Annotated in this window: 11 protein-coding genes; 8 read left to right on the top strand and 3 right to left on the bottom strand. The window is 74.4% G+C overall.

The annotated features are described in order from the left end of the window. Positions 1–103: 103 nt before the first annotated feature. Complete coding sequence (locus tag IE326_RS03775) at positions 104–1,135, bottom strand: GlxA family transcriptional regulator (protein ID WP_150236095.1); 1,032 nt, start codon at positions 1,133–1,135, stop codon at positions 104–106. Positions 1,136–1,386: 251 nt separating this feature from the next. Here IE326_RS03775 and miaB point away from each other — a divergent pair, with 251 nt between their 5' ends. Both miaB and IE326_RS03765 read left to right on the top strand, forming a co-directional pair. Then, positions 1,387–2,916 (top strand): tRNA (N6-isopentenyl adenosine(37)-C2)-methylthiotransferase MiaB, encoded by a 1,530-nt coding sequence (gene miaB / locus IE326_RS03770; protein ID WP_150236094.1) that lies wholly within the window; start codon positions 1,387–1,389, stop codon positions 2,914–2,916. A gap of 238 nt (positions 2,917–3,154) precedes the next feature. Next, the gene (locus IE326_RS03765; protein ID WP_190040816.1) at positions 3,155–3,868 is read left to right on the top strand and encodes a class III extradiol dioxygenase subunit B-like domain-containing protein; all 714 of its coding nucleotides are present in this window, start codon (positions 3,155–3,157) and stop codon (positions 3,866–3,868) included. A 96-nt stretch (positions 3,869–3,964) separates the two neighbouring features. Here IE326_RS03765 and IE326_RS03760 read toward each other — a convergent pair whose 3' ends face one another. Both IE326_RS03760 and IE326_RS03755 read right to left on the bottom strand, forming a co-directional pair. Continuing rightward, on the bottom strand, positions 3,965–4,264 hold the full coding sequence (locus IE326_RS03760) for an antitoxin (protein ID WP_190040815.1): 300 nt from the start codon (positions 4,262–4,264) through the stop codon (positions 3,965–3,967). Between the two features lie 28 nt (positions 4,265–4,292). After that, the gene (locus tag IE326_RS03755; protein WP_229915193.1) at positions 4,293–4,583 is read right to left on the bottom strand and encodes a hypothetical protein; all 291 of its coding nucleotides are present in this window, start codon (positions 4,581–4,583) and stop codon (positions 4,293–4,295) included. Between the two features lie 223 nt (positions 4,584–4,806). Between IE326_RS03755 and miaA the strand changes: the two genes are divergently transcribed. The 6 genes from miaA to hflX all read left to right on the top strand — a co-directional run bounded on the left by miaA (position 4,807) and on the right by hflX (position 13,065). Then, entirely contained in the window at positions 4,807–5,745 is a 939-nt protein-coding gene (gene miaA, locus IE326_RS03750; protein ID WP_150236090.1) for a tRNA (adenosine(37)-N6)-dimethylallyltransferase MiaA, read from the top strand. 108 nt (positions 5,746–5,853) lie between these two features. Beyond that, on the top strand, positions 5,854–6,306 hold the full coding sequence (locus tag IE326_RS03745; protein ID WP_150236312.1) for a hypothetical protein: 453 nt from the start codon (positions 5,854–5,856) through the stop codon (positions 6,304–6,306). A gap of 100 nt (positions 6,307–6,406) precedes the next feature. After that, positions 6,407–7,282, top strand: coding sequence for a diaminopimelate epimerase (gene dapF / locus IE326_RS03740; protein WP_190040813.1), 876 nt, complete (start codon positions 6,407–6,409; stop codon positions 7,280–7,282). Between the two features lie 216 nt (positions 7,283–7,498). Further along, positions 7,499–9,658 carry a RelA/SpoT family protein gene (locus IE326_RS03735; protein ID WP_190040812.1) on the top strand — a complete coding sequence of 720 codons (2,160 nt, stop codon included), beginning with the start codon at positions 7,499–7,501 and terminating at the stop codon, positions 9,656–9,658. 164 nt (positions 9,659–9,822) lie between these two features. After that, complete coding sequence (locus IE326_RS03730; protein WP_190040811.1) at positions 9,823–11,364, top strand: M1 family metallopeptidase; 1,542 nt, start codon at positions 9,823–9,825, stop codon at positions 11,362–11,364. Positions 11,365–11,571: 207 nt separating this feature from the next. Then, the gene (gene hflX / locus IE326_RS03725; protein WP_150236086.1) at positions 11,572–13,065 is read left to right on the top strand and encodes a GTPase HflX; all 1,494 of its coding nucleotides are present in this window, start codon (positions 11,572–11,574) and stop codon (positions 13,063–13,065) included. Positions 13,066–13,127: the final 62 nt, after the last annotated feature.

Below are 13,127 nucleotides of genomic sequence, written 5' to 3'. Positions count from 1 at the left end.
GAGATCGGGGCAGGGGCCGGGGGCAGGGGCCCCGGGGGAGGGACGCGGGCAGGGAATCGAGGGCAGGGAATCGGGAGGCAGGGGATCGGGCGGGGCGGAGAGGTCAGCCGGTCCCGGTGCGGAACCGTCGCCGGTACGCCGCCGGCGTGGTCGCGAGCTGCCGCCGGAACGCACGGTGCAGGGTCTCCACCGAGCCCAGCCCCGCCCGCGCCGCCACCTCGGCGAGCGGCGCGTCCGAGGACTCCAGGTGGCGCCGGGCCACCTCGATCCGGGCCGCCTCCACGTAGGCGGCGGGGCTGGACCCCGTCTCCTGCGCGAAGACCCGGGCGAAGTGCCGCTCGCTCAGGCACATCCGGGCGGCGAGCCGCTCCGCGGACAGCTCCTCGTCGAGGTGGTCCGCGATCCAGAGCCGCAGCTCGTCGATGTCCCTCCGGCCGGCCGCCGGACGGCTCAGCGGCACCGAGAACTGGCTCTGGCCGCCCTGCCGCTTCAGGTACATCACGAGCTGCCGGGCGACCGCGAGCGCGGTCTCCTCGCCCAGGTCCTCCGCCACCAGGGCGAGGGACAGGTCGAGGCAGGCGCTGATCCCGGCCCCGGTCCACAGTCGGCCCCGGTCCGTCCGTACGAAGATCGGATCGGGGTCGACGGAGACCTCCGGATGGTCGGCCGCCAGCTGCGCGGCCGTGGACCAGTGGGTCGTCGCGGTCCGCCCGTCGAGGAGCCCGGCCGCCGCCAGCACGTGGGCGCCGACGCAGACCGACGCCACCCGCCGGGCGTGCGGCGCGGTCTCCCGCACCCACCGCACGACCTCGGGGTCGAGCCGGGCGACGACCCCGCCGTGCTCCCCCGGGTCCACCGCCCCCGGCACCAGGAGGGTGTCCACGTCCGCGCCGACCTCGTCGAAGCCGAGGTCCGCGACCAGCCGCACCCCCGCCGAGGTCCGCACCTCCCCGGCGCCGCCGGGCGCGGCGAGCCGCACCCGGTAGCGGGCGGGGCCGCCCGCCTCCCGGTTGGCCAGCGCGAAGACCTCGGCGGGCCCGGTGACGTCGAGGAGGTCCACGTCGGGGAAGACCGCGACGACGACCCGGTGGACGGGGTGCGCCCCGGGGGCCGCGGTGGAACGGGTCTCGGACATGCCCCCACCTTCGCCCGCCCCGCCCCGTGACGGCAATGACGATTCCCTGTCACATCCGGACACCGCGGCCGGACGCCTCCGCCGACGTCACCACCGGGTGCCCGGCCGACCCCACGGCCGGACGCCGCGACCCCGTGGCCGGATACCGCGACCCCGTGGCACGGCCGCCGCGGGGGCCGTCGGCGCGGCCGGACTCCGCCGCCCCGCCGCCCGGCCCGGACCCCGCGGCGGAGCGCCTACTCTTGGATGTCATGACCAGCAGCAGCGACCGGAGTCTCACAGTGGGCATCGAAGGACCGAAGACCTACGACATTCGCACCTACGGGTGTCAGATGAACGTCCACGACTCCGAGCGGCTCTCCGGTCTGCTGGAGGAGGCGGGCTACGTCCGCGCCCCCAAGGACGCCGACGGCGCCGACGTCGTCGTCTTCAACACCTGCGCGGTCCGCGAGAACGCCGACAACAAGCTGTACGGCAACCTCGGCCACCTCGCCCCGATGAAGACCGCCCGCCCCGGCATGCAGATCGCCGTCGGCGGCTGCCTGGCGCAGAAGGACCGCCAGACCATCGTCGACCGGGCCCCCTGGGTCGACGTCGTCTTCGGCACCCACAACATCGGCAAGCTGCCGGTCCTCCTGGAGCGCGCCCGCGTCCAGCAGGAGGCGCAGGTCGAGATCGCCGAGTCCCTGGAGGCGTTCCCCTCCACCCTGCCGACCCGCCGCGAGTCGGCGTACGCGGCCTGGGTCTCGATCTCGGTCGGCTGCAACAACACCTGCACCTTCTGCATCGTCCCCGCCCTGCGCGGCAAGGAGGAGGACCGCCGCCCCGGCGACATCCTCGCCGAGATCGAGGCGCTGGTCGCCGAGGGCGTCTCCGAGATCACCCTGCTCGGCCAGAACGTGAACGCGTACGGCTCCGACCTCGGCGACCGCGAGGCGTTCAGCAAGCTCCTCCGCGCCTGCGGCTCCGTCGAGGGCCTGGAGCGGGTCCGCTTCACCTCTCCGCACCCGCGCGACTTCACCGACGACGTCATCGCCGCCATGGCCGAGACGCCGAACGTGATGCCCCAGCTGCACATGCCGCTCCAGTCCGGCTCGGACCCGATCCTCAAGGCCATGCGCCGCTCGTACCGGCAGGAGCGTTTCCTCGGGATCATCGAGAAGGTGCGCGCCGCGATCCCGCACGCCGCCATCTCCACCGACATCATCGTGGGCTTCCCCGGCGAGACCGAGGAGGACTTCGAGCAGACCATGCACGTGGTCCGCGAGGCCCGCTTCGCGAACGCCTTCACCTTCCAGTACTCCAAGCGCCCCGGGACCCCGGCCGCCGAGATGGACGGGCAGATCCCCAAGGAGGTCGTGCAGGCCCGCTACGAGCGCCTGGTCGCCCTCCAGGAGGAGATCTCCTGGGACGAGAACAAGAAGCAGGTCGGCCGCACCCTGGAGGTCATGGTCGCCGAGGGCGAGGGCCGCAAGGACGGCGCCACCCACCGCCTCTCCGGCCGCGCCCCCGACAACCGCCTCGTCCACTTCACCAAGCCGGACCAGGACGTCCGCCCCGGCGACGTCGTGACCGTCGAGATCACCTACGCCGCCCCGCACCACCTGCTCGCCGAGGGCCCGACCACGGCCGTCCGCCGTACCCGCGCGGGCGACGCCTGGGAGAAGCGCACCGCCGAGGCCGCCGCCAAGCCGGCCGGCGTCCTGCTCGGCCTGCCGAAGATCGGCGTCCCCGAGCCGCTCCCGGCCGCCGACGCGCCGGCTTGCGGCGTGGGGCACTGACGGGAGGTTCGACGACCGCCGGGCCCGGGTCCGGGATCGGCGGCCGGGACCGGGATCGGCGACCGGGACCGGGGCTGGGGCCGAGCTCGGGCCCCGCGCCGGGTACGGGCTCCGCTCCAGTCACGGGCTCCGGCCCGGGTCCCGGGCGGTGCCCGGCCTTCCCTCCGTGCGGCAGGCCCTGAGCAGCAGGTTCTGAGAGGCAGGCCCCGCGCGGTGCCGGGGCAGTAGGCTGCGGATCATGCTTGTCGCCGCAGCCGTGTGCCCCTGCCCGCCGCTCCTCGTGCCCGAGGTCGCGAGCGGTGCCGCCCCCGAGCTGGACGCCGCGCGGGCGCACTGCGCGGACGCCCTCGGGGTGCTCGCCGCCGCCCGGCCCGACCGGCTGTACGTCGTCGGGCCGGTGCCCCAGGACGCCCAGGGCGCCTTCCCGGCCGGTTCCACCGGCTCCTTCGCCGGATTCGGCGTCGACCTCTCGGTCCGCCTCGGGGAGGGTCCCGGGGGCCGCCCGCTGCCGGCCCCGCTCGCCGTGGGCGCCTGGCTGCTCTCCCGTACCGGCGGGGCGGACGCCTCCGGCGCGGCCGTGGAGGGCTTCGGGATCGCCGAGCGCGCCACCCCCGAGGAGTGTGCGGAGGCCGGCCGGAGCCTCGCCGCATCGGCCGGGCGGGTCGCCCTGCTCGTCCTGGGCGACGGCAGCGCCTGCCGGACGGTGAAGGCTCCCGGCTACCTCGACGAGCGGGCCGCCGGCTTCGACGCCGAGGCCGCCCGCGTCCTGGGCTCCGCCGACGTGCCCGGCGTCCTCGCGCTCGACGCGGGCCTCGCGTACGAACTGAAGGCGGCCGGCCGTGCCCCCTGGCAGGTCCTCGCGGGCGCCGCGGAGGGCGCGGGCCTGGCCGGCCGCCTCCTGTACAAAGACGTCCCGTACGGCGTCGAGTACCTGGTCGCCGTCTGGTCCTGACGGCCCGGACCACCCGACCACCGGACCACCGGACCACCGGAACGGCGGACGGCCGCGGAGCGGGTGCTCCGCGGCCGTCCGCCGTACGGGCGGGACTCAGGCGGCCGGAGGCGGGGGCGTGCTCCCGCCGGGCTTGCCGTCACCCGGCGCGCCCCCGCCGGGCTTGCCGTCACCCGGCGTGCCGTCGTCCTTCTGGCCGATCCGGTCGATGGCCTCCTTGGCCTTGCCCGTACCGGACTGGATCTTGTCGCTGTACTTGCCCTTGGTCTTCTCGTCGACCATCTTCGCGGCCTTGTCCAGACCCTGGTCGATCTTGTCCCCGTGCTGCTGGGCGAGGTCCGAGACCTTGTCCTTGGCCGGGCCCAGCTTGGCCTTCAGTGAATCCAGGAGACCCATGGGGCACCTCTCCGTGTCCGTGTCCTGCCTACCTGCGGGCGGTTTCCCCGGTCTCGCTCCCCGTGTCCGCGGCGGTGACGGCCGACTGCTGCCGAGGGATCTCCACGGACTCCACGGCGGCCTCCGCCGTCCCGGGAACGTCCCCGGCCGCCGCGGGCAGCCCCGCGACGGTCACCCGCGTCACCCCACCGCCGGACCCGCCGGAACCGGTGGCTTCCGACTTCGCAGCCTCCGGCTCCACGGACTCCGACTCCACCGCTCCGGCGTCCGCCGCTTCGGACCCGAGGGCCTCGGTCCCCACCGGGGAGACATCGGCCACATCCTCCGTCGCGACCGCCTTCTTCCGGCGAAACCTTGAGAAAACGCCCATATTTACTCCACACCCTACTCGTCGGGGGTGCCGCACGGCGGACATGACGGCCGCAACACGGCCGTGGCACGTCCGGCGAGCGGCCGGAACCACGCAACGGGCAACGAACCCCCCACCCCCCTGTCACGTCGCCCGTTCGGGGACGGCCCGGGAGGTTTGCGAGACTGGGGCGGTGAGAAGCGCAGCTCCCGCACCGCGGGTCATCGCCGTCGTCGGCCCCACGGCGGCCGGAAAGTCCGATCTGGGAGTCTTCCTGGCCCAGCAGCTCGGGGGCGAGGTCGTCAACGCCGACTCGATGCAGCTCTACCGCGGGATGGACATCGGCACCGCCAAACTGACGCCGGAGGAGCGCGGCGGAGTCCCCCACCGCCTCCTCGACGTCTGGGACGTCACCGAGGCCGCCAGCGTCGCCGAGTACCAGCGCCTCGCCCGCGCCGAGATCGACCGGCTGCTCGCCGAGGGCCGCACCCCCGTCCTCGTCGGCGGTTCCGGCCTGTACGTGCGCGGCGCCGTGGACGCCCTGGAGTTCCCCGGCACCGACCCGGCCGTCCGGGCCCGCCTGGAGGCGGAGCTCGACGAGCGCGGCTCCGGCGCCCTGCACGCCCGGCTCGCCGCCGCCGACCCCGAGGCGGCCCGCGCGATCCTCCCCGGCAACGGACGCCGGATCGTCCGCGCCCTGGAGGTCATCGAGATCACCGGGAAGCCCTTCACCGCCAACCTCCCCGGCCACGAGTCCGTCTACGACACCGTCCAGATCGGCGTCGACGTGGCCCGCCCGGAGCTCGACGAGCGGATCGCCACGCGCGTGGACCGCATGTGGGAGGCCGGCCTCGTCGACGAGGTCCGCGCCCTGGAGGCGGTCGGACTGCGCGAGGGGCGCACGGCCTCCCGCGCGCTCGGCTACCAGCAGGTGCTCGCGGCGCTCGCGGGGGAGTGCACCGAGGACGAGGCGCGCGCGGAGACCGTGCGCGCCACCAAGCGCTTCGCCCGCCGTCAGGACTCGTGGTTCCGGCGCGACCCGCGCGTCCACTGGCTCAGCGGGGCCGCCGACCACCGGGGGGAACTCCCCGGGGAGGCGCTGTCGTTGGTCGAACGAGCGGTTACAGCCTGATCACGTGATGGCATCGGGACGCCCTGCCCGTCATTTCGGCGGTCAGGAGCGTGCCATCATCGAGCATCGATCGACCAAGTGGAGTCCGAGTTGGGAGGGCGCGTGGCGATGGAGGCCGGCCCTCGCGACAGAGAACAGCACGAGGCGGTCCCCGGGGATGCCCCGGGGCTGACCCCGGACGGACCCGACGACGCCGAGGGCACCGCGGTGGAGGTCGACGCGGCCGAGGTCGAGGTCGAGCTGCGCCCCCGGCGCCTGCTGCGGATCTGGCAGCTCGCCCCCATCCTGGGACTCGCCGCCGTCGGCTCCCTGATGTTCGCCTTCCCGCTGGCCTTCGGCTCCGGCGACGGCGGCGCCGTCGTCGCCATGCTGGGGCTGCTCATCAGCTTCTGCGCCGCCGGCTGGGGCGTGATGGCCGCCCGCAAGGTCGGCTACACCTGGCCGGGCCTGCCGCAGCGCGGCTCCGGCGAGCGGCCGGACTGGCGGTTCCTCCTCCTGTACGTGACGACCATCGCGGCCCTCGTCGCCCTCGCGGTCTGGCGCGTCGCCCGGCTCCGCTGAAGCCCGCCGGGCCCTTCCGGCGGCTCCCCGCCGGGCCGCGCGGGCCCGCCCTGTGGACAACCCGGAACGGGTGTCCGGGCGGCACCGTACAGTTGATCTCGTGACCAGCACGCAGACCACCCCGCTCCGTTACCTCAAGGGCCACGGCACCGAGAACGACTTCGTGATCGTCCCCGACGCGGAGAACGAGATCGACCTGCCCCCCGCCCTCGTCGCCCGGCTCTGCGACCGCCGCGCCGGACTCGGCGGCGACGGCGTGCTGCACGTCGTGCGGACCGCCGCCCACCCCGAGGCCCGCGCCATGGCCGACGAGGCCGAGTGGTTCATGGACTACCGCAACGCCGACGGCACGGTCGCCGAGATGTGCGGCAACGGCGTCCGGGTCTTCGCCCGCTACCTGGAGCACGCCGGCCACGTCACCGCCGGAGAGGTCGCGGTCGCCACCCGCGGCGGCGTCAAGCACGTCCACCTCGACAAGGACGGCTCCGTCACCGTCGCCATGGGCCGCGCCGTCCTCCCCGAGGAGGGCGTCACGGTCGCCGTCGACGGCCGCAGCTGGCCCGCGCGCAACGTGAACATGGGCAATCCGCACGCGGTCGCCTTCGTCGAGGACCTCGCCCACGCGGGCACGCTGTACGACGAGCCGCCGTACGAGCCCGCGGCGGTCTACCCGGACGGGGTCAACATCGAGTTCGTCGCGGACCGGGGCCCCCGCCACGTCGCCATGCGGGTCCACGAGCGCGGCGCCGCCGAGACCCGCTCCTGCGGCACCGGCGCCTGCGCCGTGGCCGTCGCCGCCGCCCGCCGCGACGGCACGGACCCGGCCGAGACCGGCGCCCCCGTCTCGTACACCGTGGACGTCCTCGGCGGCACCCTGGTCATCACCGAGCACCCCGACGGCCAGATCGAGATGACCGGCCCCGCCGTCATCGTCGCCGAAGGCACCCTGGACCCCTCCTGGCTCGCCGCCGGCTGAGTTCCCGCCCCCGTCCTTCACCCGCTGTCCACCGCCCGTCCGCCCGGGCGGTCGAATCGAAACAGTCAACGACTCCGGGATCGCTCGAATGGGTGATCCGATTCACGCTGGGCGAGAGCGTGACTGCGCCACGTGGTGGGGTCGGTAGCATCAAGCACCGGCCCCCCGGGCTCTCCCCGCCCGTCCACCGCCGGTCGACGTCGCCGGAGGTGCCCCATGAGCGCAGAGGCCACGAACCCCGTGAGCGCGGCCGAGGCCGCGATCACCGACACGGGCGTCCGCAGGCGCGGACGCGCCCGCCTGGATCTGCGGAGGATCGGCCGGGCCGCCCTGCTCGGCGCCACCGCGGGACCGGCCCCCCGCGACCGGCTGCCCGACGCCATCAGCCACGTCGCCGAGGCGCACCGGGCCCACCATCCCGACGCCGACCTGTCGGTGCTGCGCCGGGCCTACGTCCTCGCCGAGTCCTCGCACCGCGGCCAGTTCCGCAAGAGCGGCGAGCCGTACATCACCCACCCCCTCGCGGTCACCCTGATCCTGGCCGAACTCGGCGCCGAGACCACCACCCTGACCGCCTCCCTCCTCCACGACACCGTCGAGGACACCGAGGTGACGCTCGATCAGGTGCGCCGGGAGTTCGGCGACGAGGTGGCGTACCTCGTCGACGGCGTCACCAAGGTGGAGAAGATCGACTACGGCGCCGCCGCCGAACCCGAGACCTTCCGCAAGATGCTCGTCGCCACCGGCGACGACGTCCGGGTCATGTCGATCAAACTCGCCGACCGCCTCCACAACATGCGCACCCTCGGCGTGATGCGGCCGGAGAAACAGGCCCGCATCGCCAAGGTCACCCGGGACGTCCTCATCCCCCTCGCCGAACGGCTCGGTGTCCAGGCCCTCAAGACCGAACTGGAGGACCTGGTCTTCGCCATCCTCCACCCCGAGGAGTACGAGACCACCCGCGCGCTCATCGCCGGCCCCGCCGGCACCGGCTCCACGGACGCCCTCGCCGCCGCCGCCGAACAGGTCGCCGCCGTCCTGCGCGAGGCGGACATCGCCGCCGACGTCCTCGTCCGCCCCCGCCACTTCGTCTCCGTCCACCGCGCCCGCCTCAAGCGCGGCGAGCTGCGCGGCTGCGACTTCGGGCGGCTCCTCGTCCTCGTCGCCGAGGACGCCGACTGCTACGCGGTCCTCGGCGAGCTGCACACCTGTTTCACCCCGCTGATCTCCGAGTTCAAGGACTTCATCGCGGCGCCCAAGTTCAACCTGTACCAGTCGCTGCACACCGCGATCGCCGCCCCCGACGGGGCCGTCGCCGAAGTCCTCATCCGCACCCACCGCATGCACAAGGTCGCGGAGGCGGGCGTCGTCGCCCTCGGCAGCCCCCACGCCACCACCCCGGACAGCACCGCCCCGGACGCCGCCGACCCGTCCGAGGGCTTCGAGACCGCCGGCGACGGCGAGCGCACCGACCCCACCCGGCCCGGCTGGCTCGCCCGCCTCCTCGACTGGCAGCAGTCCGCCCCCGACGCCGACACCTTCTGGAACTCGCTCCACGCCGACCTCGCCGAGGACCGGGAGATCACCGTCTTCCGCGCCGACGGCGGCACCCTGGGGCTGCCCGCAGGCGCCACCTGCGTCGACGCCGCCTACGCACAGCACGGCGAGGCCGCCCACGGCTGCCTCGGCGCCAGGGTCAACGGCCGGCTCGCCCCGCTGAGCACCCCCCTCTCCGACGGCGACACCGTGCAGCTGCTCCTCGCCCAGGACACCGGCTCCGGCCCCTCCCCGGCCTGGCTGGACCACGCCCGCACCCCCGCCGCCCGGATCGCCATCACCGCCTGGCTCCAGGCACACCCGGAAGCCGCCCACCAGCCCGCCGCCGCCCCCCGGCCGCAGCTCAGCGTCGCCGCCGACCGCAACTCCCGCGCGGAACTCCACGCCGACCTCGACGGTGGGCCTCCGGCCCCGGTCCGCCCGGCCGGCTGTTGCACCCCCGTGCCCCCCGACGAGATCACCGGCTTCCGGGTCCGCGGCGGCGCCGTCACCGCCCACCGCACCGGCTGTCCGGCCGTGGACACCATGCGCCGCCTCGGCCGGACCGCCGTCCCGGTCCGCTGGGGCGACGCCGCCCACTGCCGGGTCACCCTCGTCGCCGAATCGTTCGGCCGCCCCGGTCTCCTCGCCGACCTCACCGAAGCCATCGCCACCGCCGGCGCCGAAGTCGTCTCCGCGACCGTCGAACCCCCGAACGAGCAACGCGTCCGCCACACGTACACCCTCGAACTCCTCGACGCCGCCGAACTCCCCCGCCTCATGAGGGCCATGCGCGACGTCCCCGGCGTCTACGACGTGGGCCGCACCCACGGTCTCTGAGGCGAGGTCCTGCGACGCGGGCCGCGCCCACGCTCCGACCCGGACCCCGGACCGCCCCGCCACCGGTGGGACCCGGGGTGCCGTCCACCCGCGCGTGACTCCTTCGGGTGGCGGGTGCGCGCGTCGGCCGGGGGAGCGGGGGCGGCCCCTGGTAGCCCTGGCGCATGGCGCACACCTCCCTGCCCGTCCCGCCGCCGGCCCCCGTCCCCACCGGCCCGCCCCCCGGCGGCCCCGCGCGTCCGCCGCGCCGGCCGGTCCGCCGGCCCTGGCTCCGGTCCGCCGCCCTCGTCGCCGCCGCCGCGGGCCTGGTCGCGGCCGCGCTGCCCGCCCCCACGCCGCTCGGCATCGGCGACCCGCTCTTCCCCCACCTCGGCAACCCCGGCTACGACGTCCTCGCGTACGACATCGACCTCACCTACAGCGGCGTGAACACCGAGCCGCTCACCGCCGTCACCCGCGTCGACGCCCTCGCCACCACCGACCTCGACCGGCTCCACCTCGACTTCACCCACGGCACCGTCTCGGACGTCACCGTCGACGGCCTGCCCGCCGCCCACGAGACCAGCGGCGAGGACCTGATCGTCACCCCGATCGTCCCCGTCGACGCGGGCGAGACGGTCACCGTCACCGTCCGTCACACCAGCGACCCGCGCGGCCCCGCCGCGAACGGCGGCTGGGTCCGCACCTCCGACGGCCTCGTCATGGCCAACCAGGCCGACGCCGCCCACCGCGTCTTCCCCTCCAACGACCACCCCTCCGACAAGGCGTTCTTCACCTTCCGGATCACCGCCCCGAGCGAGCTGACGGCCGTCGCCAACGGCCTGCCCACCGGCCGCGTCGACCACGGCGCCACCACCACCTGGACCTACCGCGTCGGCCACCCCATGGCCACCGAACTCGCCCAGGTCTCCCTCGGCCGCTCCACCGTCCTGCACCGCACCGGCCCGCACGGCCTCCCCGTCCGCGACGTGGTCCGCACCCAGGACCGGGAGGCCATGGAGCCCTGGCTGCGCCGCACCCCCGGCCACCTGGAGTGGATGGAGGGCAAGGTCGGCCCGTACCCCTTCGAGACGTACGGCGTGCTGATCGCCGACGCCACCACCGGCTTCGAGCTGGAGACGCAGACCCTCTCCCTCTTCGAGGAGCGGCTCTTCACCGACCCCCGCTTCCCCCAGTGGTACGTGGACGCGGTCATGGTCCACGAACTGGCCCACCAGTGGTTCGGCGACAGCGTCTCCCCCCGCACCTGGTCCGATCTGTGGCTCAACGAGGGACACGCCAGCTGGTACGAGGCGCTGTACGCCGACGAGACGGCCGGCAAGTCCCTGGAACGGCGCATGAAGGCCGCGTACGCCGCCTCCGACGGCTGGCGCGCGGACGGAGGACCGCCGGCGGCACCCCGCCCGCCCGCGCCCGGCCAGAAGATCAGCCTCTTCCGGCCGGTCGTGTACGACGGCAGCGCGCTCGTCCTCTACGCCCTCCGGGAGACGATCGGCACCGACGCCTTCGACCGGCTGGAACGGCGCTGGGTGGCCGTCCACCGGGACGGCGTCGCCTCCACCGCCGACTTCACGGCCCTCGCGGAACAGGTCTCCGGCCGCGAGCTCGGCGCCTTCTTCCGGGCGTGGCTGTACGGGGAGAAGACCCCGCCCATGCCAGGACACCCCGACTGGCGCAGCCTCCCGCCCGCGCAGAAGGCCCCCTGAGAGGATCCACGGGGCACCGGGGGCCCTCCCCGGGGGCCCGGCGGGGTTTGCCCGAGGGCGCCCGGGAAACCCGGGTGACGGGCGCCCGGCGGCCGTGTCACCATTTTCAGGTCGGCGACGCGGCCGGCCGGCGAAACCCGCGAGGGAATCTTCCGGCACCGCCGCACGTTGTACCGACACCATCGTTTCCACCGACGTAAGGATCCAATGACCTCCTCTTCTTCCCCTTCCCAGGACGAGCAGAGCTTCGCGCAGTCGCGCCGCACCGAGAGCCTTCGGGCCGATGCCCTGATGGAAGAGGACGTCGCCTGGAGCCACGAGATCGACGGAGCCCGGGACGGCGACCAGTTCGACCGCTCCGAGCGCGCCGCACTGCGCCGCGTCGTGGGCCTCTCCACCGAGCTCGAGGACGTCACCGAGGTCGAGTACCGGCAGCTGCGCCTGGAGCGCGTCGTGCTCGTCGGCGTCTGGACCTCGGGGACCGTGCAGGACGCCGAGAACTCCCTCGCGGAGCTCGCGGCCCTCGCCGAGACGGCCGGTGCCCTCGTCCTCGACGGCGTCATCCAGCGCCGCGACAAGCCCGACCCGGCCACCTTCATCGGTTCCGGCAAGGCCCAGGAGCTGCGGGACATCGTCGTCGAGACCGGCGCCGACACCGTCGTCTGCGACGGCGAGCTCAGCCCCGGCCAGCTCATCGCCCTCGAAGACGTCGTCAAGGTCAAGGTGGTCGACCGGACCGCCCTGATCCTCGACATCTTCGCCCAGCACGCCAAGTCCCGAGAGGGCAAGGCCCAGGTCGCCCTCGCGCAGATGCAGTACATGCTGCCGCGCCTGCGCGGCTGGGGCCAGTCGCTCTCCCGGCAGATGGGTGGCGGCGGCGGTGGCGGCATGGCCACCCGTGGTCCCGGTGAGACCAAGATCGAGACCGACCGGCGCCGCATCCGCGAGAAGATGGCGAAGATGCGCCGGGAGATCGCGGAGATGAAGACCGGCCGTGACATCAAGCGGCAGGAGCGGCGCCGGAACAAGGTGCCGTCGGTCGCCATCGCCGGATACACCAACGCCGGCAAGTCCTCGCTGCTCAACCGCCTCACCGGCGCCGGCGTCCTGGTGGAGAACGCACTGTTCGCCACCCTGGACCCGACCGTCCGCCGGGCCGAGACGCCGTCCGGCCGGGTCTACACCCTGGCCGACACCGTCGGCTTCGTCCGGCACCTGCCGCACCACCTGGTCGAGGCGTTCCGCTCCACCATGGAGGAGGTCGCCGACGCCGACCTCATCCTGCACGTGGTGGACGGCTCGCACCCCGTCCCGGAGGAGCAGCTGGCCGCCGTCCGCGAGGTCTTCCGCGACGTCGGCGCGGTGAACGTGCCGGAGATCGTGATCATCAACAAGGCCGACGCGGCCGACCCGCTGGTCCTCCAGCGCCTGCTCCGCGTCGAGAAGCACTCCATGGCCGTCTCCGCCCGCTCGGGCGAGGGCATCGAGGAGCTGCTCGCCCTGATCGACCGCGAGCTGCCGCGCCCGGAGGTGGAGATCGAGGTTCTCCTGCCGTACACGCAGGGCGGTCTCGTCTCCCGCGTCCACGCCGAGGGCGAGATGCTCTCCGAGGAGCACACCCCCGAGGGCACCCTGGTCAAGGCCCGGGTGCACGAGGAACTGGCGGCGGTCCTCGCACCGTACGTCCCCGCCGCGCACTGACGGGCACCGGCACAGAAGGCGTCGGCCCCCTCCCGGATCCGGGAGGGGGCCGACGCCTTCTT

This window comes from Streptomyces filamentosus, assembly GCF_014654895.1.
Classification (GTDB): Bacteria; Actinomycetota; Actinomycetes; order Streptomycetales; family Streptomycetaceae; genus Streptomyces; species Streptomyces filamentosus.
Note: the sequence above shows the minus strand (reverse complement) of the source record. Positions and strands in the feature narration are given on the sequence as shown.